The organism is Streptomyces sp. NPDC023157 (assembly GCF_055560575.1).
The window spans coordinates 310,519-332,124 of sequence record NZ_JBVHIL010000001.1 but is presented as its reverse complement, the minus strand read 5'-3'; the positions used below and the strand labels follow the sequence as shown (position 1 = coordinate 332,124).

Here is a 21,606-nt window from a genome sequence, read left to right as displayed (position 1 = left end):
CTCCCGGCCAACCGGGGCTCAGCCATGTCCCCCACCGGAGCCCGGGGCCCCGCCCCCGTTGCGGGCCGCGCCCCGCCCATGGGGGGGCGCGGCCCACTGTCAGGGCGTCTCGCTCGTCGTGCGGCGGAGGATGGTTCGGGCGCGGGTCGAGGTGGTGGTGCGGAAGGTGTGCCAGTGGGTGTGGGTCGCCCAGGCGACCCGGGCTGCCGAGCGCGGGGCCAGGATCGACCGCAGGCGGTTCGAGCGGGAGGCCGCGGTGTGGAAGCCCCGGCGGATCAGAGCGGCGTCCTCGGAGAGGCTCGGGGCCGGCTGGGGCCGCGGCGCGTACAGCGCCTGCTCCACCGCCCGCGCCACCCGCCGCACGGCGTCCGCCGCGTCCGGCCCCAGCTCACCCAGTCGGATCAGCCGCGCCGCCGTCCCGCGCGGCGTCAGCGAGTCGTCCGGGGCCACCCCGTGGTCCCAGGCGGTGTCCTTGATCTCCGACCAGACCGCGAGGACCTCTCCCGTCCCCAGCCGCCGCGCCCGCAGCCGGGTGCGCCAGAGCCAGGGGAGGAGGGGGAGGGCGAGGAGGAGCAGGATGCCCAGGCACAGGAGGGCCAGTTGCAGGGGCGGCAGGCCCGTGTCCGAGGACTCCGCACCCCCCGCCGCCTTGTCCGGCCCGCACTCACCGAGCCGCCGCAACTGCGGCGGGCAGCTCTCCGAGGCGCTCGGCGCCGCCGAGGGCTGGGCCGACACGCCGGTGGAGGGCTGCGCCGTCGGCGTCGCCGCCCCGCCGGCGGACTGCTGACGGGTGTACTCCGGCACCGTGCCGCGCGACGGCGTCGGCTCGAAGCGGGTCCAGCCCGCCCCTTCGAAGTACAGCTCGGGCCACGCGTGCGCGTCCCGTATGCCGACGGACAGGGAGCCGTCCGGCTGCGGGGTGCCCGGCATGAAGCCGACCGCCACCCGGGCGGGGATGCCCAGGGAGCGGGCCATGGCGGCCATCGAGAAGGAGAAGTGGACGCAGAAGCCCTCCTTGTCCTTCAGGAAGCGGGAGATCGCCTGGACCCCGGTGCCGGAGTCGACCTCGACGTCGTAGCGGAAGCCGCCGTCCCGGGCGAACCAGTCCTGGAGCTTCACCGCCCGCTCGTACCCGTTGCGCGCCCCGCGGGTGACCTCGACGGCCGTCGCCCGCACGTCGGCGGGGAGCGAGGCCGGGACCTTGGTGTACTCGCTGAGCAGCTTCTCCGGCACGGGCGGCGCCGTGGCCAGCTGCTCGGCGGTGGGCCGGATGTCGAGGCTGGTCACCGAGTACCGCGCGCCCTTGGTGTTCTGCCCGTTGTCGCCGACGAGCATCCGCCCGGCCGGCTCGTACCGCCAGCTGCCGCCGATGGAGACCTTCGAGGCCGGGTACGGCATCGGCAGCCACTTCTGCTCGTACGCCGTGGAGGCGACGAAGTTGCTGGTGACCTCGGTGGTGGTGACGTCCTGGGCGAGGCCGTCCGGCCAGGGCAGCTGTTCGGGCACGTCCTGGATGGGGCGGACCGAGGACTTCCACGCCGTGCCGTCGAACTGGTCGAGCGCGACGAGCCGCAGATACATCCCGGACGTGTCCCGGGCGTTGGTCCGGTAGCGCAGCACCTCGCGGTCGTCCGGCTGGCGCAGGTCGTTCTGGAGGGAGACCAGCGGGTTCACCGCCGAGATCGTGCCGCCCTTGCCGCCGGCGCCCTCGCCCTTTCCGGCGCCGCCGAAGATCCCGCCGCTCAGCCCGGGCAGGGCGAACGGCACCACCAGCGCGATGCCCAGGGCGACCGCGCCGATCCGCCGCCCGGAGCGGACCGGGGCGAACGCGGAGCCGCCGTCACCGACGGCCGAGCCGGGCCGGCCCGAGCGGTGGGCGCCACCGAAGACCCGCCCCCACTGGGAGAGCCGGTCCCGGCCCTCGGCCAGGAGCAGCAGCAGATAGCCGGCGGCGGCCAGCAGGAAGTACAGCCAGCCCGCACCGCCGCCGGAGAGCCCGGCGGCCACCGAGTACAGGGCGAGCAGCGGGAGCCCCGCCGGGGCCGAGCTGCGGAAGGTCACCGCGAGGGCGTCCACGAGGAGCCCGACGGCGGCCACGCCGACGACGAGCAGCAGGCGGATGCCGGCCGTGTCCGGGGCGGGGATCGCGTAGGTCCCGACGTCGTCCACGCCGGCCTGGAAGAGCGTGCCGAAGGTGGTGAAGACCTCGGGCCCGGGCAGCAGGCCGATGACGGCCTGCTCGCGGGCGAAGAACACCGTCAGCACGAGCAGCGTGACGACCGCCTGGGCGCCGATGGTGAGCGGCCGGGCCAGCGGCACCCGCCGGGTGATCGTGCCGATCGCGCTCTGCAGGCCCAGCACGAGCGCCGCGGTGAAGATCCAGGTCGCCGGCTTCACCAGCGGCAGCAGCGCGGCCGACGCGAGGAGCGTCGCGCCGAAGGCCGCAAGCGTCAGCCGCCCGCGCCCGCTCATGACCAACCTCCGTACGTGTCGGCCGCGGGGGCCTGGTTCTGTGCGCCGCCGGCCTGCTGCCAGAGCGGGGCGAGGCGGGTGCCCGGGGGTACGGCGACGGCCGTCCAGCCGGCTTCCCGCAGCCGCCGCAGCCGGTCCTCGACCGCGCCGGTGACGGCGCCGCCGGTCAGCCAGGTACCGGAGTCCAGCAGGAAGGCCACGGCGCCGCCGCCGCGCTGCCGCATCCGTGCGGCCAGGGCAGCCTGCTCCTCGTCGAGGTCGCCGACGAAGGCGACCAGGAGGCCTTCGTGTCCGCCGCGCAGCACGTCGTACGCGCGGGAGAGTCCGGCCCCGTCGGAGTGGTCGACGACCGCGAGGGTGTCCATCATCAGTCCGGCGGCCTCGGCCGTGTTCTGTCCGGAGCCGGAGAAGCCCTCGGCGCCGTCGCCGGGGAGGCTGCTGCCGGTGTCGGTGAGCAGCCGCACCGCGTAGCCGCGCTCCAGCATGTGCACGAGGACGGAGGCGGCGCCGGAGACGGCCCATTCGAAGGCCGAGTCGGGCCCGCCGCCCTCGTAGGCGATCCGGCGGGTGTCGAGCAGCACGGTGCAGCGGGCCCGCTGCGGCTGTTCCTCGCGGCGCACCATCAGCTCGCCGTAGCGGGCCGTGGAGCGCCAGTGGACGCGGCGCAGGTCGTCGCCGTGCCGGTAGGCGCGCGGGATGATGTCGTCGTCCCCGGCGAGGGCGAGCGCCCGCTGGTGGCCCTCCCCGTACCCCGTGGACTCGCCGGCCAGCTTCACCGGCGGCAGCGGTTCGGTGCGGGGGATGACGGTCAGGGTGTCGTACGCGCTGAAGGAGCGGGTCAGCTCGCACATGCCGAAGGGGTCGTTGAGCCGCAGCTGGAGCGGGCCGAGGGCGAAGCGTCCGCGCAGGTCGGAGCGGACCCGGTAGGACACCTCGCGCCGGCCGCCGGCCTCCACGCGGTCGAGCACGAAGCGGGGGCGGGGCCCCAGCATGTACGGCACGTGGTCCTGGAGCATCAGCAGTCCGGTGGGCAGCCGGGAGACGTTGTCCATGCGCAGGTGGACCCGGGCCTCCGTGCCGGTCTCGACGCGCTGTGGGGCGAGCCGGCGGCTGCCCGCGACCCGGTAGCGGGTGCGGTGCAGCACGACGACGCAGACCAGGGGCAGCACGGCGAGCAGCAGGCCGACGCGCAGCAGGTCGGCCTGGCCGAGCACGTAGGCGCAGACACCGGCGGCGATCCCGGCGGCGAGGAAGGACCTGCCGCGGGTGGTGAGTCCGCCGAGGGCGGCCCGCAGGCCGCCCCGGTCGTCGTCGCCGTCCTCCCGCTGTCCCCGCGGGGCGTCGGCGGTGCTCATCACAGCCGCCGGGCGCCGGGCTGCTGCTGGCCGTAGAGCGGTCCGGCGGGCGGCGCAGGGGACGCGGCGGCCGGTACGGGCGTGCGCTGGAGGATGTCCTGGACGACCTGCTCGGCCGTGCGCCGGTTGAGCTGGGCCTGCGCGGTGGGCAGCAGGCGGTGGGCGAGGACGGGCGCGGCGAGTGCCTGGAGGTCGTCGGGCAGCACGAACTCCCGGCCGCTGAGCGCGGCGGAGGCCTTCGCGGCCCGCAGCAGGTGCAGCGTGGCGCGCGGGGACGCGCCGAGTCTGAGGTCCGGGTGCGACCGGGTGGCGGACACGATGTCCACCGCGTACCTGCGGACGGCCTCGGCCACGTGCACTCCGCGCACGGCGTCGATCAGCTTGACCACGTCGTGGGCGTGGGCGACCGGCTGGAGGTCGTCCAGCGGGGAGGCCGAGCCGTGCACGTCGAGCATCTGGAGCTCGGCCTCGGCGCTCGGGTAGCCGATGGAGACCCGGGCCATGAAGCGGTCGCGCTGGGCCTCGGGCAGCGGGTAGGTGCCCTCCATCTCGACCGGGTTCTGGGTGGCGACGACCATGAACGGGCTGGGCAGCTCGTAGGTCTGGCCGTCGACCGTGACCTGGCGCTCCTCCATGGACTCCAGGAGTGCGGACTGGGTCTTGGGGGAGGCCCGGTTGATCTCGTCGCCGATCACGATCTGGGCGAAGATCGCTCCGGGCTTGAACTCGAACTCGCGCCGCTGCTGGTCGAAGATCGACACGCCGGTGATGTCCGACGGCAGCAGGTCGGGCGTGAACTGGATGCGGCGGACCGAGCAGTCGATGGACCGCGCCAGTGTCTTGGCGAGCATCGTCTTGCCCACGCCGGGGACGTCCTCGATCAGGAGATGTCCCTCGGCGAGCAGCACGGTCAGCGCAAGCCGTACGACCTCGGGCTTGCCCTCGATCACACCTTCCACCGACCGGCGCACCCGCTCCGCTGTGGTGGTCAGATCTGTGAGGCTCGCTCGATCGTCATAGGTCGTCACCCGGCCCTCCTCGGCCCTTCCGGCAGCACCGACACCTGCCCCCGGAACCAGGTCCGGGGGGTGTCACCCGTGCATTGTTGTTGCCGTGGCCGGGTTGTGTCACTTGCCTGCCGCCGCCCTGTGGATAACTGGGGGCGAATTGCCGGGGTTTGCTGCCTTGTGCCGGGCTGATCAGGCCGGGCTGATCTCCCGCAGCAGACCCGTCGTCACATCGAAGACGAAGCCGCGGACGTCGTCGGTGTGCAGCAGGAACGGGGAGGTGCGCACCCGCTGCATCGACTGGCGCACGTCCTGGTCGACGTCGCGGAAGGCCTCCACGGCCCAGGCCGGACGCTGGCCGACCTCGTCCTCCAGCTCGTGCCGGAAGTCCTCGGTCAGCGACTCCAGGCCGCAGTTGGTGTGGTGGACCAGCATCACGCTGCGGGTGCCGAGCGCCCGCTGGCTGATGGTGAGCGAGCGGATGACGTCGTCGGTGACCACGCCGCCGGCGTTGCGGATGGTGTGGCAGTCGCCGAGCTCCAGGCCGAGCGCGGCGTGCAGGTCGAGACGGGCGTCCATACAGGCGACCACGGCGACGTGCAGCACGGGGCGCGCGTCCATCCCGGGGTCGGTGAAGTCGGCGGCGTAACGCTCGTTCGCCGTGACGAGGCGGTCGGTGACGGCGCTCGCGTTGCGTATGGCGTCGGCAGAGGGGTGCGCAGAGGTCGACATGTCTCCGACGTTAACGGTCACGGACGGTCCGGGCCTGCTGTGAGAGTGGACAAAGAGCGCCAATGAACCTTGTTGTGAGGCAACCCACAGGCCGTACGGGGGCGGGGCCGTCCGGGTGAGCCGCCGGGAGGGTTCCGGGAGCCTTCCGGGCGGGCGGACCGGGGCGCGCGACGCGCCAGCCGGTTGGTTGACCGGCCCGGCCGGTGGACTAAAGTGACGCGGAGTTCACGGAGACATCGAGCGATTTCCGCCGTTTCTCCCCGTATGCGCGGCGGTACCTGCGGCTCGGCCTCCTTCCGCTCGCCGGTGGTACCTGTTTCCGCCGGACCTGAGAGGGCGCATTGAGCAACGACCGACACGTCCCGGTGATGCTCCAGCGGTGCCTGGACATGTTGGCCCCCGCACTGGAGCGCCCCGGCGCGGTCGTCGTCGACTGCACCCTCGGCCTCGGCGGCCACAGCGAGGCGTTGCTGCGGACCTTCCCCGAAGCACGGCTCGTCGCCCTCGACCGGGACAAGGAGGCGCTGCGCCTCTCCGGCGAGCGGCTCGCCCCGTACGGGGAGCGCGCCACGCTGGTCCACGCCGTCTACGACGAGCTGCCCGAGGTCCTGGACCGGCTCGGCATCCCGCGCGTCGACGGCGTCCTGTTCGACCTGGGCGTCTCCTCGATGCAGCTGGACGAGGCCGACCGCGGCTTCGCCTACGCGCAGGACGCCCCGCTCGACATGCGCATGGACCAGACGACGGGCATCAGCGCGGCCGAGGTCCTCAACACCTACCCGGCCGGCGAGCTGGTCCGCATCCTGCGCGCGTACGGCGAGGAGAAGCAGGCCAAGCGGATCGTCTCCGCGATCGTGCGCGAGCGCGAGAAGGAGCCGTTCAGCAACAGCGCGCGGCTGGTCGAGCTGATCCGCGACTCGCTGCCCCAGGCGGCCAAGCGCACCGGCGGCAACCCCGCCAAGCGGACCTTCCAGGCCCTGCGCATCGAGGTCAACGGGGAGCTCTCGGTCCTGGAGGAGGCGATCCCGGCGGCCGTCAAGGCCCTCGCCGTCGGCGGCCGGATCGCCGTCCTCTCGTACCACTCCCTGGAGGACCGGCTGGTCAAGCAGGTGTTCGCGGCGGGCGCCGCGAACACCGCGCCGCCCGGCCTCCCGGTCGTCCCCGAGCGCTACCAGCCCCGCCTCAAGCTGCTCACCCGCGGCGCCGAGCTCCCCACCGAGGAAGAGGTCGCCGAGAACCGCCGCGCGGCCCCGGCCCGGCTCCGGGGGGCTCAGCGGATCCGGGAGGACGAAGCCTCGTGAGCCGGGAGCACCTCCCGGCGGTGTCCGGGGGAGCACGCGAGGCCACCGGGCCGCTGACGGCGACGATGCCCGCAGGGGCGCGCCTCGCGGGCGGAGCAGCGACGCGCGCCGCGGGCGGAGCAGCGGACGAGGGAACACGATGACGCGACAGGGGCCTCTCAAAGGGCGGGCCGCGCGGCTCGGGAGGCTGATGCCGTCCGGGCCGAGCAGCGCGGCCCGCACCCCCTTCGTCCTGCTCGTCGTGGTGCTGCTCGGCGGCGGCCTGATCAGCCTGCTGCTGCTCAACTCCGCCCTCAACCAGGGCTCCTTCGAGCTCAGCGAGCTGAAGAAGAAGACCACCGAGCTCACCGACGAGGAGCAGGCCCTCCAGCGGGACGTGGACGACAGCTCCGCGCCCGACGCCCTGGAGCGGCGCGCCCGGGAGCTCGGCATGGTGCCGGGGGGCAGCCCCGTCTTCCTGGACCCCGACGGCAAGGTGCGCGGCGTGCCCTCGAAGGCCGCCGCGCCGAAGCCCACGCCGACGCCCGCCCCGCCCGCGGCCGACCCGGCCGGCGGCACGAACACCCCGAACCCGAACACCCCGAACACCGCGAGCACGACCCCGCCGGCCGGCCGGACCCCGGCCACCGGCGGGCCCGCGAGATCCGGCGACACGCCGAAGCCGCCCGCGTCCGGGACACCGAAGCCGCCCGCCTCGAAGAACCCCGGCACGCCGCACACGACCGCGACCGCCCCCACGACCTCCGGCAGGTGACCCCGTGCCCTCCAAGGAGCCCCCGCGCCGCCGCGTCCCCGGCCCCGCCCGGCCCGCTCGCCCCCGCCCCGCGGCCCCCGGCCGCCCCGCGCCGAGGCCCGCGCAGGCACGGCGCCCCGCGCCCCGGCCGCCGGCCAGGGCGCGCACCATCCGGCTCGGCAGCCCCAAGCCCCGGCTGCGCCTGGTCTCCCTCGGGCTGACCCTGGTCATGCTGGTGTTCGTGGTGCGGCTGCTCCAGGTGCAGGCCGTGGACGCCAGCGCCTACGCGGCCAAGGCGGAGAAGCACCGCTACCAGGAGTACACGCTCTCCGCCGACCGGGGCGAGATCACCGACCGGTCCGGCGTCGCCCTGGCCGCGAGCGTCGACGCGTACGACATCACGGCCGACCCCAAGCTCTTCACGCCCGAGGAGTCCAAGGTCAGGGACGCCCCCGAGCAGGCCGCCGGGCTCCTCGCCCCGATCCTCGGCAAGGAGCCCGCCGACCTCGCGAAGAAGCTGCGCACCCCCAAGTCCCGCTACACCCTGCTCGCCCGCAAGCAGACCCCGCAGGTCTGGAACCAGATCAAGGACCTGAAGAAGGTCTACGAGCAGAAGGCGAAGCCCGCCAACGGCGGCAACGGGGTCGGCCTGCTCGGCGGCATCCTGAGCGAGCCGGTCACCAAGCGCGTGTACCCGAACGGCGAACTGGCCGCCGGGATACTGGGCTACGTCAACGCCGAGGGCCGAGGCGCCGGCGGCGTGGAGTCCATGCTGGACAAGGACCTGGCCGGCAAGGACGGCAAGATCAGGTTCGCCCAGTCCGGCGGGCGCCGGGTGCCCACCGCGGGCTCCCAGGGCACCCCGGCGGTCCCCGGCTCCGACATCGAGCTGACCATCGACCGGGACATCCAGTGGGCCGCCCAGCAGGCCATCACCGACCAGGTCAGGAAGTCCAAGGCCGACCGCGGCTACGTCGTCGTGCAGGACACCAGGACCGGCGAGGTCCTCGCCATGGCCAACGCCCCCGGCTTCGACCCCAACGACCTCTCCCAGGCCAACGCCACCGCCATGGGCAACGCGGCCCTCCAGGACGCCTACGAGCCCGGCTCCACCAGCAAGGTGATGTCCATGGCCGCCGTCCTGGAGGAGGGCGCCGCCACCGCCGGGACCCGGGTCACCGTCCCCAACCGGCTGCACCGCGGCGACCGCCTCTTCAGCGACGACGTCGACCACATCACCTGGTACCTGACCCTCAACGGCGTCCTGGCCCGCTCCAGCAACATCGGCACCATCCTCGCCACCGGGCAGCTCGGCGAGAACCAGGCCGAGTCCAACCGGGTGCTCTACAGCTATCTGCGCAAGTTCGGCGTCGGCAGCCCGACCGGTCTCGACTTCCCCGGCGAGACCCCCGGCATCCTCGCCAAGCCGCAGGACTGGTCGACCTCGCAGCAGTACACGATCCCCTTCGGCCAGGGCCTCTCGCTCAGCGCCATGCAGGCCACCTCCGTCTACCAGGCCATCGCCAACGGAGGCGTACGGATCGAGCCGACCCTGGTACGCGGCACCAAGGGACCCGACGGGCGCTTCACCCCCGCGCCGGCGCCCAAGGAGAGCCGGGTGGTCAGCGAGAAGACCGCCAAGACCCTCGGGCAGATGCTGGAGTCCGTCGTCGACGACGAGGAGGGCACCGGCAGCAAGGCGGCCATCCCCGGCTACCGGGTCGCCGGCAAGACCGGCACCGCCAACCGGGTCGACCCCGAACTCGGCGTCTACAAGGGCTACACCGCCTCCTTCGCCGGTTTCGCCCCCGCCGACGAGCCCCGGATCGCCGTCTACTGCGCCATCCAGAACCCCACCAAGGGCAGCTACTTCGGCGGCCAGATCTGCGGACCGATCTACAAGAAGGTCATGGAGTTCGCCCTCAAGACCCTCCATGTCGCCCCCACCGGCAGCGAGCCCGCCCGCCTGCCCACCACGTTCAAACCGACCCCGTGACACGCCGGGAGCACCAGTGACCACCATCACCCCCCGTTCCGGGAACCGGAAATCGAACTCCGGCGAGGCCGCGGCCTCATTTAGCCCCTCGGCCGGTGCGCCCGGTACGCTCACCGCCGTGCCACACGCTGATCAGTACCGAACCACCCCGCCCCGCCCGGAGCGGCTCCGCCCGACACCCCTGGGCGAGCTCGCCGCACGGCTGGGCACCGAGCCCACCGACGCCGGAACCACCACCGGCTCCACGGAGGTCACGGGCATCACGCACGACTCCCGGGCGGTGCGCCCGGGCGACGTGTACGCGGCGCTGCCCGGCGCCCGGATGCACGGCGCCGACTTCGTCGCCCAGGCCGCCGGACTCGGCGCCGCCGCGATCCTCACCGACCCGGCCGGCGCCGAACGCGCCGCCGCGACCGGCCTGCCGGTCCTGGTCGCCGAGGACCCGCGCGGACGCATGGGCGAGCTCGCCGCCGAGATCTACGGGCGGCCCGGCGCGGACCTGCTGCAGATCGGCATCACCGGCACCTCCGGCAAGACCACCACCGCCTACCTCGTCGAGGGCGGACTGCGCGGCGCGGGCCGCGCGACGGGCCTGGTCGGCACCGTCGAGATGCGCATCGGCGACGAGCGCATCAAGTCCGAGCGGACCACCCCCGAGGCCACCGACCTCCAGGCCCTCTTCGCGGTCATGCGCGAGCGCGGCGTCGAGGCGGTCGCCATGGAGGTCTCCAGCCACGCCCTCGTGCTCGGCCGGGTCGACGGCTGCGTCTTCGACGTCGCCGTCTTCAACAACCTGAGCCCGGAGCACATGGAGTTCCACTCCGACATGGAGGACTACTTCCAGGCCAAGGCGCGCCTGTTCACCCCCGAGCGCAGCAAACGCGGCGTGGTGAACCTGGACGACGCCTACGGCCGCCGGCTCGTCAAGGAGTCGGGCGTCCCGGTCGTCTCCTTCTCCGCCGCCGGCGACCCGGACGCCGACTGGCGCGCCGTGGACGTCGTCACCGGCCCCGCCGACTCCTCCTTCACCGTCGTCGGCCCGGACGGACAGCGGATCTCGGCCACCGCGCCGCTGCCCGGCCCGTTCAACGTCGCGAACACCCTCGCCGCGATCGTCACCCTCGCCGCCGCCGGGCTCGACCCGCAGACCGCCGCCGACGGCGTCGCCGCCGTCCCCGGCGTCCCGGGCCGCCTGGAGCGCGTCGACGCCGGCCAGCCGTACCTCGCGGTCGTCGACTACGCGCACAAGACGGACGCCGTCGAATCGGTGCTGCGCTCGCTGCGCGAGGTGACCCGCGGCAAGCTGCACGTCGTCATCGGCTGCGGCGGCGACCGCGACACCACCAAGCGCGGCCCGATGGGCGCCGCGGCGGCCCGGCTCGCCGACACCGCCGTGCTCACCTCCGACAACCCGCGCTCCGAGGACCCGCTCGCGATCCTCACCGCGATGCTCGCGGGTGCCGCCGGGGTGCCCGCCGCCGAGCGCGGCGAGGTCCTCGTGGACGCCGACCGGGCGGCCGCCATCGCGGCGGCCGTGGCCCGGGCCCGGCCCGGCGACACCGTCCTGGTCGCGGGCAAGGGCCACGAGCAGGGCCAGGAGGCCGCCGGAACGGTCCGCCCCTTCGACGACCGCCAGGTGCTGCGCGAGGCCGTCCTGGCCCGCGCCGCCCGCCCGGACGCGCCGAACGAGCAGACCGCACAGCAGACGCAGGACGCGCAGGACCCGCAGGACGCACACCGTCACGAGAACAGTCAGGGATGAAGCAGTGATCGCCCTCTCCCTCGCCGAGATCGCCGAAATCGTCGGCGGGCAGCCGCACGACATACCGGATGAGACCGTCCAGGTCACCGGTTCCGTCGTCATCGACTCCCGCGAGGTGAAGCCCGGCAGCCTCTTCGCCGCCTTCGCCGGTGAGCACGTCGACGGCCACGCCTACGCGGAGCGCGCCGTCCAGGCGGGTGCGGCGGCTGTGCTCGCCGCCCGCCCCGTCGGCGTGCCCTCGATCGTCGTGGCCGACGTGCAGGCCGCGCTCGGGGCGCTGGCCCGCACGGTCGTCGAACGCCTCGGCACCGATGTCGTCGCGCTCACCGGCTCGGCCGGCAAGACCTCCACCAAGGACCTGATCGCCCAGGTCCTGGAGCGTCACGCGCCGACCGTGTGGACGCCCGGCTCCCTCAACAACGAGATCGGCCTGCCGCTGACCGCGCTGAAGGCCGACGCCGGGACCCGGCACCTCGTCCTGGAGATGGGGGCGCGCGGAATCGGCCACATCCGCTACCTCACCGGCCTCACCCCGCCGCGGATCGGCCTGGTCCTCAACGTGGGCACGGCGCACATCGGCGAGTTCGGCGGCCGCGAGCAGATCGCCCAGGCCAAGGGCGAGCTGGTCGAGTCGCTGCCGGCCGCGGCCGACGGCGGCGTCGCCGTCCTCAACGCTGACGACCCCCTCGTACGGGCCATGGCGAGCCGCACCACGGCGCGGGTCGTCCTCTTCGGCGAGGCCGAGGACGCGGCCGTACGTGCCGAGAATGTCCGGCTCACAGAGAACGGACAGCCCTCTTTCAGGCTTCACACACCCACCGGGTGCAGCGACGTGACCTTGCGCCTGTACGGTGAGCACCACGTGTCGAACGCGCTCGCCGCGGCCGCCGTCGCCCATGAGGTCGGCATGCCCGTCGAGGAGATCGCCACCGCGCTCTCCGAGGCAGGCAACCTGTCCCGCTGGCGCATGGAGGTCACCGAGCGTCCGGACGGCGTGACGATCGTCAACGACGCCTACAACGCGAACCCCGAGTCCATGCGAGCCGCCCTGCGCGCGCTCGCGGCCATGGGCAGGCCCGGACAGGCCAGGGGCTCCCGTACGTGGGCGGTGCTCGGCAAGATGGCCGAGCTCGGGGACGAGGCGCTCGCCGAGCACGACGCGGTCGGACGGCTCGCCGTCCGGCTCAACGTCAGCAAGCTCGTGGCGGTCGGGGACAGGGAAGCGTCCTGGCTGCAACTGGGCGCCTATAACGAGGGTTCGTGGGGTGAGGAGTCGGTGCACGTGTCCGACGCGCAGGCGGCGGTCGACCTGTTGCGCAGTGAGCTGCGACCGGGGGACATCGTCCTGGTGAAGGCGTCCAGGTCGGTGGGTCTGGAGCGGGTCGCCCTGGCACTGCTCGACACGGCCGAGGGCGAGGTCGCCGGCCGATGAGGCAGATCCTCTTCGCGGGGGCCATCGGCCTCTTCCTGACCCTGATCGGCACCCCGCTGCTCATCAAGCTGCTCGCCCGCAAGGGATACGGGCAGTTCATCCGCGACGACGGCCCGCGCGGCCACGCCGGGAAGAAGGGCACGCCCACCATGGGCGGCATCTCCTTCATCCTGGCCACGCTCATCGCGTACGCCCTGACCAAGGTCATCACCGGCGAGGACCCGACGTACTCGGGCGTCCTGGTGCTGTTCCTGATGGCCGGAATGGGCCTGGTCGGCTTCCTCGACGACTACATCAAGATCGTCAAGCAGCGTTCGCTGGGCCTGCGGGCCAAGGCGAAGATGGCCGGCCAGCTCATCGTGGGCATCGCCTTCGCCGTGCTCTCGCTGCAGTTCGCGGACCTGCGCGGCAACACCCCGGCCTCCGAGAAGCTCTCCTTCATCACCGACTTCGGCTGGTCCATCGGCCCGGTGCTGTTCGTGGTCTGGGCGCTCTTCATGATCCTGGCCATGTCCAACGGCGTGAACCTGACGGACGGTCTGGACGGCCTGGCCACCGGCGCGTCGGTGATGGTCTTCGGCGCGTACACCTTCATCGGGCTCTGGCAGTTCCAGGAGTCCTGCGCCAACGCCATGACGCTGACCAACCCGAACGCCTGCTTCGAGGTCCGCGATCCGCTCGACCTCGCGGTCGTCGCCGCGGCACTGATGGGCGCCTGCTTCGGCTTCCTGTGGTGGAACACCTCGCCCGCCAAGATCTTCATGGGCGACACCGGCTCGCTGGCCCTCGGCGGCGCGCTGGCCGGTCTCGCCATCTGCTCCCGTACGGAGCTGCTGCTGGCCCTCCTCGGCGGCCTCTTCGTGATGATCACGATGTCCGTGGTCATCCAGGTCGGCTCGTTCAAGATGACCGGCAAGCGCGTCTTCCGGATGGCACCGCTCCAGCACCACTTCGAACTCAAGGGGTGGTCGGAAGTCCTGGTCGTCGTCCGCTTCTGGATCATCCAGGGCATGTGCGTGATCGTGGGCCTGGGCCTCTTCTACGCGGGATGGGCAGCAGAGAAGTGACCGAGCTGGACTGGCAGGGCAAGAACGTCACCGTCGCCGGGCTCGGCGTGAGCGGCATCCCCGCCGCCCGCGCCCTGCACGGCCTGGGCGCGGTCGTCACGGTCGTCAACGACGGCGACGACGAGCGCTCCCGGGCGCAGGCCGCGGAGCTGGAGGCGGAGGGCATCACCGTCCGCCTCGGCGACGGGGCGACCCTGCCGCCCGGCACCGAACTGATCGTCACCGCCCCGGGCTGGCAGCCCGACAAGCCCCTGTTCCTGGCCGCCGCCGAGGCGGGCGTGGAGATCTGGGGCGACGTCGAGCTGGCCTGGCGCTTGCGTGAGTCCCGGCAGGGAAGGGCTCCCGCGCCTTGGCTCGCGGTCACCGGCACCAACGGCAAGACCACGACCGTGCGGATGCTCGCCTCCATCCTGGAGGCGGCAGGCCTGCGGACCGCGGCCGTCGGCAACATCGGCGTCTCGCTCCTCGACGCCGTCCTCGGCGACGAGGAGTACGACGTGCTCGCCGTCGAGCTCTCCAGCTACCAGCTGCACTGGGCGCCCTCGCTGCGCGCCCACTCCGGCGCCGTGCTCAACCTGGCGCCCGACCACCTCGACTGGCACGGCTCCATGGAGGCGTACGCCGCCGACAAGGGCCGGATCTACGAGGGCAACCAGGTCGCCTGCGTCTACAACGTGGCCGACAAGGCGACCGAGGACCTGGTCCGCGAGGCCGACGTCGAGGAGGGCTGCCGTGCCATCGGCTTCACCCTCGGCACCCCCGGCCCCTCGCAGCTCGGCATCGTCGAGGACATCCTGGTCGACCGGGCCTTCGTCGAGAACCGGCAGAAGAACGCCCAGGAACTCGCGGAGGTCGCGGACATCCGGCCGCCGGCCCCGCACAACATCGCCAACGCCCTCGCCGCGGCCGCCCTCGCCCGCGCCTTCGGCGTGGAGCCGAAGGCCGTACGGGACGGGCTGCGGGCCTTCCGGCCCGACCCGCACCGCATCGAACTGGTCGAGGACATCGAGGGCGTGGTCTACGTCGACGACTCCAAGGCGACCAACACCCACGCCGCCGAAGCCTCGTTGGCGTCCTACGACCCGATCGTCTGGATCGCCGGCGGCCTGGCCAAGGGTGCCGAGTTCGACGAGCTGGTCCGCAACGCCGCACAGCGGCTGCGCGGGGTCGTCCTGATCGGCCGGGACCGTGCGCTGATCCGCGAAGCGCTGGCCCGACACGCCCCGGAGGTCCCGGTGGTGGACCTCGACCGGACCGACACTGGGGCGATGTCCGCGGCGGTCCAGGAGGCGGCCTCGCTCGCCCGGCCGGGGGACACGGTCCTGCTGGCCCCGGCCTGTGCCTCGATGGACATGTTCACCAACTACAACAAGCGCGGCGAGGCCTTCGCGGACGCCGTCCGCCGCCTGGCCGCGACCGGACGCGCCTGACCTGACCAGCAAGGAGGTCCGGCCGAGCCGGGCACGACTGGAGGGGACGGCGATCATGCCGAGCCGAACCGCAGGGACGCGTGACCCGTCCGCCGTACGCGGCGGAGGGCGCGCCCCGGCGGCGCCGAGGAAGCCGCGCCGGGGCGGTCTTCGCGGGATCCACGAGCGGGCCCGCAGGACCTGGGACCGGCCGCTCACCGCGTACTACGTCATCGTCGGCGCCGGGCTGCTCATCACCGCCCTGGGCCTGGTGATGGTCTACTCGGCCTCGATGATCACGGCGCTGCGCTACGACCTGGTGCCCTCGTACTTCTTCCGCAAGCAGTTCTTCGCGGCGCTGCTCGGGGCCGGGCTGCTGCTCGTGGCCTCCCGGATGCCGGTGAAGCTGCACCGGGCGCTGGCCTACCCGATCCTGGTCGGGGCGATCTTCCTGATGGTGCTCGTCCAGGTGCCCGGGATAGGGGTGGCGGTCGGCGGCAACCAGAACTGGATCTCACTGGGCGGACCGTTCATGCTGCAGCCCAGCGAGTTCGGCAAGCTGGCGCTGATCCTGTGGGGGGCCGACCTGCTCGCCCGCAAGCAGGACATGAAGTTGCTCACGCAGTGGAAGCACATGCTGGTCCCGCTGGTTCCCGGAACCCTGCTGCTGCTCGGGCTCATCATGCTGGGTGGTGACATGGGCACGGCGATCATTCTCTCGGCGATCCTCTTCGGACTGCTGTGGACCGCCGGCGCCCCCACCCGGCTCTTCGTCGGCGTGCTCTCGGTGGCCGGGGCCCTCGGGTTCCTGCTGATCAAGACCAGCGACAACCGGCTGAAGCGCTTCGCCTGCATCGGTGCCACCGATCCGGGCGGAGAGGGCGCCCCGTGCCTCCAGGCGGCGCACGGGATCTACGCGCTGGCCTCGGGCGGATGGTTCGGTTCCGGGCTCGGGGCAAGTGTGGAAAAATGGGGCCAACTCCCCGAAGCGCACACGGACTTCATCTTCGCCGTCACCGGTGAGGAACTGGGTCTGGCGGGGACGCTGTCGGTGCTGGCCCTGTTCGCGGCTCTAGGCTATGCGGGTATCCGCGTGGCCGGACGTACGGAGGACCCCTTCGTCAGGTTTGCCGCGGGAGGCGTGACCACCTGGATCACGGCGCAGGCCGTGGTCAACATCGGTGCGGTGCTCGGTCTGCTGCCGATCGCCGGAGTCCCGCTCCCGCTGTTCTCCTACGGAGGATCGGCCCTGCTGCCGACCATGTTCGCCGTCGGGCTCCTGATCGCCTTCGCGCGACAGGAACCCGCCGCGAAAGCGGCCCTGGCCATGCGCCGCCCCGGGTGGGGCAAGCGGGCCGGGGGGAGATGGAAGTCGATGCGACGGCGCGTCAAGAAGCGTCCGTCCGGAGAGCGGTGAATTTCGGTGCATGTCGTCCTCGCCGGCGGAGGTACAGCCGGCCACATCGAGCCCGCGCTCGCACTCGCGGACGCCCTGCGCAGGCAGGACCCCTCCGTGGGGATCACGGCGCTGGGCACGGAGAAGGGCCTGGAGACCCGGCTCGTTCCCGAGCGGGGCTACGAGCTGGCGCTCATCCCCGCCGTGCCGCTGCCCCGCAAGCCCACCCCTGAGCTCATCACCGTCCCCGGACGGCTGCGCGGCACCATCAAGGCCGCCGAGCAGGTCCTGGAGCGCACCCAGGCGGACTGCGTGGTCGGCTTCGGCGGCTACGTGGCGCTGCCCGGCTATCTGGCCGCCAAGCGGCTCGGCGTGCCGATCGTGGTCCACGAGGCCAACGCCCGGCCCGGCCTGGCCAACAAGATCGGCTCGCGGTACGCGGCCGGGGTCGGCGTGGCCACCCCGGACTCCAAGCTGCGCAACGCCCGTTACATCGGCATCCCGCTGCGGCACACCATCGCGACCCTCGACCGGGCCCGGGTCCGCCCCGAGGCGCGCGCCGCCTTCGGTCTCGACCCGAACCTGCCGACCCTGCTGGTCTCCGGCGGCTCCCAGGGCGCCCGGCGGCTCAACGAGGTCGTCCAGCAGATCGCGCCGGTGCTCCAGCGCTCGGGCATCCAGATCCTGCACGCGGTCGGCCCGAAGAACGAGCTGCCGCGTGTCGACAACATGCCCGGAATGCCGCCGTACGTGCCGGTACCGTACGTGGACCGGATGGACCTCGCGTACGCCGCCGCCGACATGATGCTCTGCCGCGCGGGCGCGATGACCGTCGCCGAGCTCTCCGCCGTCGGACTGCCGGCCGCCTACGTCCCGCTGCCCATCGGCAACGGCGAACAGCGGCTGAACGCCCAGCCGGTGGTCAAGGCCGGCGGTGGCCTCCTCGTCGACGACGCGGACCTGTCGCCGCAGTGGGTGCAGGGCAACGTCCTGCCCGTACTGGCCGATCCGCACCGGCTGTACGAGATGTCCCGCGCCGCCTCCGAGTTCGGCCGCCGGGACGCCGACGACCTCCTCGTCGGCATGGTGTACGAGGCGATCGCCGCCCGCCGTCAGGCGTAGCGGCGGCGGAAAGGGAGCGCCCTGTGGCAGCCGGACCCGCGACCGAGCGGAAGAGCCCGAGCGGCAGGTCCAAGGGCTCGCCGGGGCCGTCGTCCCCACCGGGCGCCCGGAGGTTCCGGGTGCCCGGCCCGCGGGCGCTCCTGGTCTCCTTCGGCGCCCTCGCCCTCGTGGCCGGCGGCGTCTGGGTGCTCTACGGCTCGGCCTGGCTCCGCGTGGAGCGGGTGAGCGTCTCCGGCACGCAGGTGCTCACCCCGGACGAGGTGGAGCGCGTCGCGGCCGTTCCCGTCGGCGCGCCGATGGCCTCCGTGGACACCGACTCGATCGAGGCGCGGCTGCGCGAGCGGCTGCCCCGGATCGACACCGTGGACGTCGTGCGGTCCTGGCCGCACGGAATCGGTCTGAAAGTGACGGAACGGAAGCCCGTCCTCCTGATGGAAAAGGGCGGAAAGTTCACCGAAGTGGACGCAGGCGGTGTGCGGTTCGCCACCGTGGCCAAGGCGCCCCCCGGCGTCCCCCGGCTGGTCCTCGACGGGACCGCCTCGCCGAGCCTGCGCCGCTTCGACGAGGACCGGCTCCTCGGCGAGGCGGTAGGCGTGACGGGCGAACTCCCGGAGAAAATCGCCCGGGACGCCCGTGTCGTCCGGATCACGTCGTACGACTCCATCACCCTGGAGCTCGGCAGGGGACGCACGGTCTTCTGGGGCAGTGGTGAGGACGGGGCCGTCAAGGCCCGCGTCCTCACCGCGCTGATGAAGGCCACTCCCAAAGCGGGGCACTTCGATGTAAGTGCCCCCACGGCGCCCGCTTCGTCGGGAAGTTGACGCTCATCAGCCCTGGCCAGCACCCTGGTTGGCCAGCGCTACGGGTGATCACATAGGGTGAAAAGAAAAACGGGAGGTTCGGCGTGTTCGTTGAACGTGCGCCACTTGTCGACTTAGTGTCCTGTTCGGAAGAGTCCAGCGAACAGAGACACTGGTAACCCTAAACTTCAACGTTAGGGTTTGGGTCGGCGTTTCGGACCGTCCCAATCGGCATCCGTCGTCGCGGCGCGCTAACCACCGCGAAGCGGCGACACGTAACTCGAGGCGAGAGGCCTTCGACGTGGCAGCACCGCAGAACTACCTCGCAGTCATCAAGGTCATCGGTGTCGGCGGCGGTGGTGTCAATGCCATCAACCGAATGATCGAGGTCGGTCTCAAAGGCGTCGAGTTCATCGCCATCAACACCGATGCACAGGCGCTGTTGATGAGCGACGCCGACGTCAAGCTGGACGTCGGCCGTGAACTGACCCGCGGCCTGGGGGCCGGGGCCAACCCGGCCGTCGGCCGCAAGGCGGCAGAGGACCACCGTGAGGAGATCGAGGAGGTCCTCAAGGGGGCCGACATGGTCTTCGTGACCGCCGGAGAAGGCGGCGGCACCGGCACCGGCGGCGCACCCGTCGTCGCCAACATCGCACGCTCGCTCGGCGCCCTGACGATCGGTGTGGTCACCCGCCCGTTCACGTTCGAGGGCCGCCGGCGCGCCAACCAGGCGGAGGACGGCATCGCCGAGCTCCGCGAAGAGGTCGACACCCTCATCGTCATCCCGAACGACCGACTGCTGTCGATCTCGGACCGTCAGGTCTCCGTGCTCGACGCGTTCAAGTCGGCCGACCAGGTGCTGCTGAGCGGCGTCCAGGGCATCACCGACCTCATCACCACCCCGGGTCTGATCAACCTCGACTTCGCCGACGTCAAGTCGGTCATGTCCGAGGCGGGTTCCGCCCTCATGGGCATCGGCTCCGCCCGCGGCGACGACCGCGCCGTGGCCGCCGCCGAGATGGCGATCTCCTCGCCGCTCCTGGAGGCCTCCATCGACGGGGCCCGTGGTGTGCTGCTCTCCATCTCCGGCGGCAGCGACCTCGGTCTCTTCGAGATCAACGAGGCCGCCCAGCTGGTGAGCGAGGCCGCCCACCCCGAGGCGAACATCATCTTCGGCGCCGTCATCGACGACGCCCTCGGCGACGAGGTGCGGGTCACCGTCATCGCCGCGGGCTTCGACGGCGGCCAGCCGCCGGCCCGTCGCGACAACATCATCGGCTCGGCCTCCGCCAAGCGCGAGGAGCCGGCCCCGGCCCCCCGCATCGCCGAGACCTCCCGCCCGCTGGGCGGTCTGGGCACGGTGGCCCCGCGCGAGGAGCCGGTGGCCCCCATGGAGCCGATGCCGGCGGTCAGCGAGACCCCGCTGCCGCCCGTCTCCTCGCCGGTGGTCCCGCCGGCCCGCCCGTACGCGGACACCCAGGCCGAAGAGCTGGATGTCCCGGACTTCTTGAAGTGATAGGGCAGCGACACGACACGAGCGGCGCCCACTTCGCCTTCACCGACCGGTGGGGCGGGGTGAGCGCCGTTCCGTACGAGGAGCTCAACCTCGGCGGAGCCGTCGGCGACGACCCCGCGGCCGTCCTCGCCAACCGCGAACGGGCCGCGACCGGGCTGGGCCTCGACCCGGCCCGGGTGGTCTGGATGAACCAGGTCCACGGCGCCGGCGTCGCCGTGGTGGACGGCCCCTGGGGGACGGACCCCGTCCCCTCGGTGGACGCGCTCGTCACCGACCGGCCCGGACTCGCCCTCGCGGTGCTCACCGCGGACTGCGTGCCGGTCCTCCTCGCCGACCCCGTCGCCGGGGTCGCCGCCGCCGCCCACGCCGGGCGGCCCGGGATGGTCGCCGGAGTCGTCCCGGCCACGGTGGCCCGGATGACCGAACTCGGCGCCCGCCCCGAGCGGATCGTCGCCCGCACCGGCCCCGCCGTCTGCGGGCGCTGCTACGAGGTGCCCGAGGCGATGCGCGCCGAGGTCGCCGCCGTCGAACCGGCCGCCCACGCCGAGACCTCCTGGGGAACCCCCGCCGTCGACGTCACCGCGGGAGTCCTGGACCAGCTCGCCCGACTGGGCGTCACCGACGTGGTGGCGAGCGGGGTCTGCACCCTGGAGTCCCGGGACCACTACTCGTACCGCCGCGACCGCACCACCGGGCGACTCGCGGGATATGTCTGGCTGAACCGGGAAGAGACATGACGGACCGCACGGCCGAACTCGCCGCGAACCTGGCCCGGGTGGAGGAGCGCATCGCCGCCGCCTGCGCCGCCGCCGGTCGGGCGCGGGAGGAGGTGACCCTCATCGTGGTCACCAAGACCTACCCCGCGAGCGACGTGAGAATCCTGCACGGACTCGGGGTGCGCCATGTCGCCGAGAACCGCGACCAGGACGCCGCCCCCAAGGCCGCGGCCTGTGCGGACCTCGACCTGAACTGGCACTTCGTGGGCCAGCTGCAGACCAACAAAGTCCGTTCCGTGGTGGGTTATGCCGATGTGGTGCAGTCCGTCGACCGTTTGAAGCTGGTCTCCTCCCTCTCCGCGGCCGCGGAGAAGGCGGAGCGCGAGCTCGGCTGTCTGCTCCAGGTCGCGCTCGACGCCGAGTCCGGCGCGCGGGGCGACCGGGGCGGGGTGGCCCCCGACGGGATAGAGGAGTTGGCGGCCGCGGTGGACGCGGCCCCCGGACTGCGGCTCGACGGACTGATGACCGTCGCCCCGCTCTCCGGTCCGTTCGCGGGACGGCAACGGGCCGCCTTCGACCGGCTGATGGATTTGTCGACTGTCCTGCGCGCGACCCGTCCGGCTGCGAACATGGTGTCAGCAGGGATGAGTGCGGACCTCGAGGAGGCCGTGGCGGCCGGGGCGACACACGTGCGCATCGGTACGGCGGTACTCGGTGTCCGCCCGAAGCTCGGGTAACGTCGCGAAGCAAGTCGGACCACAGCAGAAAATATGGTCATTCCGCCAGGGAG

Annotated in this window: 17 protein-coding genes; 13 read left to right on the top strand and 4 right to left on the bottom strand. The window is 72.7% G+C overall.

The window, feature by feature from the left end:
* Positions 1 to 99 precede the first annotated feature (99 nt).
* From ACZ3ZE_RS01540 to ACZ3ZE_RS01525, 4 genes are all read right to left on the bottom strand, one after another.
* Positions 100 to 2,472, bottom strand: coding sequence for a transglutaminase TgpA family protein (locus ACZ3ZE_RS01540; RefSeq protein ID WP_467256979.1), 2,373 nt, complete (start codon positions 2,470 to 2,472; stop codon positions 100 to 102).
* A complete protein-coding gene (locus ACZ3ZE_RS01535; RefSeq protein WP_361164064.1) occupies positions 2,469 to 3,827 on the bottom strand; it encodes a DUF58 domain-containing protein in 1,359 nt (452 codons plus the stop codon). Before ACZ3ZE_RS01535 ends, ACZ3ZE_RS01540 begins: the two co-directional genes overlap by 4 nt.
* A complete protein-coding gene (locus tag ACZ3ZE_RS01530) occupies positions 3,827 to 4,855 on the bottom strand; it encodes an AAA family ATPase (RefSeq protein WP_361164066.1) in 1,029 nt (342 codons plus the stop codon). Before ACZ3ZE_RS01530 ends, ACZ3ZE_RS01535 begins: the two co-directional genes overlap by 1 nt.
* Before the next feature lie 171 nt (positions 4,856 to 5,026).
* Complete coding sequence (locus tag ACZ3ZE_RS01525) at positions 5,027 to 5,566, bottom strand: beta-class carbonic anhydrase (protein ID WP_361164068.1); 540 nt, start codon at positions 5,564 to 5,566, stop codon at positions 5,027 to 5,029.
* A gap of 341 nt (positions 5,567 to 5,907) precedes the next feature.
* Here ACZ3ZE_RS01525 and rsmH point away from each other — a divergent pair, with 341 nt between their 5' ends.
* From rsmH to ACZ3ZE_RS01460, 13 genes are all read left to right on the top strand, one after another.
* A complete protein-coding gene (gene rsmH, locus ACZ3ZE_RS01520; RefSeq protein ID WP_361164070.1) occupies positions 5,908 to 6,867 on the top strand; it encodes a 16S rRNA (cytosine(1402)-N(4))-methyltransferase RsmH in 960 nt (319 codons plus the stop codon).
* A 190-nt stretch (positions 6,868 to 7,057) separates the two neighbouring features.
* Positions 7,058 to 7,621, top strand: a complete 564-nt coding sequence (gene ftsL / locus ACZ3ZE_RS01515) for a cell division protein FtsL (protein ID WP_467256978.1) — start codon at positions 7,058 to 7,060, stop codon at positions 7,619 to 7,621.
* A 4-nt stretch (positions 7,622 to 7,625) separates the two neighbouring features.
* Positions 7,626 to 9,596, top strand: a complete 1,971-nt coding sequence (locus ACZ3ZE_RS01510) for a peptidoglycan D,D-transpeptidase FtsI family protein (protein WP_467256976.1) — start codon at positions 7,626 to 7,628, stop codon at positions 9,594 to 9,596.
* A 16-nt stretch (positions 9,597 to 9,612) separates the two neighbouring features.
* Positions 9,613 to 11,358 (top strand): UDP-N-acetylmuramoyl-L-alanyl-D-glutamate--2,6-diaminopimelate ligase, encoded by a 1,746-nt coding sequence (locus tag ACZ3ZE_RS01505; RefSeq protein WP_467256974.1) that lies wholly within the window; start codon positions 9,613 to 9,615, stop codon positions 11,356 to 11,358.
* Between the two features lie 4 nt (positions 11,359 to 11,362).
* A complete protein-coding gene (locus ACZ3ZE_RS01500; RefSeq protein WP_363293257.1) occupies positions 11,363 to 12,790 on the top strand; it encodes a UDP-N-acetylmuramoyl-tripeptide--D-alanyl-D-alanine ligase in 1,428 nt (475 codons plus the stop codon).
* Positions 12,787 to 13,857: a phospho-N-acetylmuramoyl-pentapeptide-transferase gene (mraY, locus tag ACZ3ZE_RS01495; protein WP_361164080.1), complete on the top strand. Its 1,071-nt coding sequence runs from the start codon at positions 12,787 to 12,789 to the stop codon at positions 13,855 to 13,857. Before ACZ3ZE_RS01500 ends, mraY begins: the two co-directional genes overlap by 4 nt.
* Positions 13,854 to 15,287, top strand: coding sequence for a UDP-N-acetylmuramoyl-L-alanine--D-glutamate ligase (gene murD / locus ACZ3ZE_RS01490; protein ID WP_361164737.1), 1,434 nt, complete (start codon positions 13,854 to 13,856; stop codon positions 15,285 to 15,287). The genes mraY and murD overlap by 4 nt, the downstream gene beginning before the upstream one ends.
* Positions 15,288 to 15,342: 55 nt before the next feature.
* Complete coding sequence (gene ftsW, locus ACZ3ZE_RS01485) at positions 15,343 to 16,683, top strand: putative lipid II flippase FtsW (protein WP_361623635.1); 1,341 nt, start codon at positions 15,343 to 15,345, stop codon at positions 16,681 to 16,683.
* Positions 16,684 to 16,689: 6 nt separating this feature from the next.
* Positions 16,690 to 17,784, top strand: coding sequence for an undecaprenyldiphospho-muramoylpentapeptide beta-N-acetylglucosaminyltransferase (murG, locus tag ACZ3ZE_RS01480; RefSeq protein WP_361164084.1), 1,095 nt, complete (start codon positions 16,690 to 16,692; stop codon positions 17,782 to 17,784).
* A 23-nt stretch (positions 17,785 to 17,807) separates the two neighbouring features.
* The gene (locus ACZ3ZE_RS01475) at positions 17,808 to 18,605 is read left to right on the top strand and encodes a cell division protein FtsQ/DivIB (RefSeq protein ID WP_467256972.1); all 798 of its coding nucleotides are present in this window, start codon (positions 17,808 to 17,810) and stop codon (positions 18,603 to 18,605) included.
* 280 nt (positions 18,606 to 18,885) lie between these two features.
* Entirely contained in the window at positions 18,886 to 20,100 is a 1,215-nt protein-coding gene (ftsZ, locus tag ACZ3ZE_RS01470) for a cell division protein FtsZ (protein ID WP_361164088.1), read from the top strand.
* Positions 20,097 to 20,837 carry a peptidoglycan editing factor PgeF gene (pgeF, locus tag ACZ3ZE_RS01465; protein ID WP_442304620.1) on the top strand — a complete coding sequence of 247 codons (741 nt, stop codon included), beginning with the start codon at positions 20,097 to 20,099 and terminating at the stop codon, positions 20,835 to 20,837. Before ftsZ ends, pgeF begins: the two co-directional genes overlap by 4 nt.
* Complete coding sequence (locus ACZ3ZE_RS01460; RefSeq protein ID WP_361164092.1) at positions 20,834 to 21,553, top strand: YggS family pyridoxal phosphate-dependent enzyme; 720 nt, start codon at positions 20,834 to 20,836, stop codon at positions 21,551 to 21,553. The genes pgeF and ACZ3ZE_RS01460 overlap by 4 nt, the downstream gene beginning before the upstream one ends.
* Positions 21,554 to 21,606: the final 53 nt, after the last annotated feature.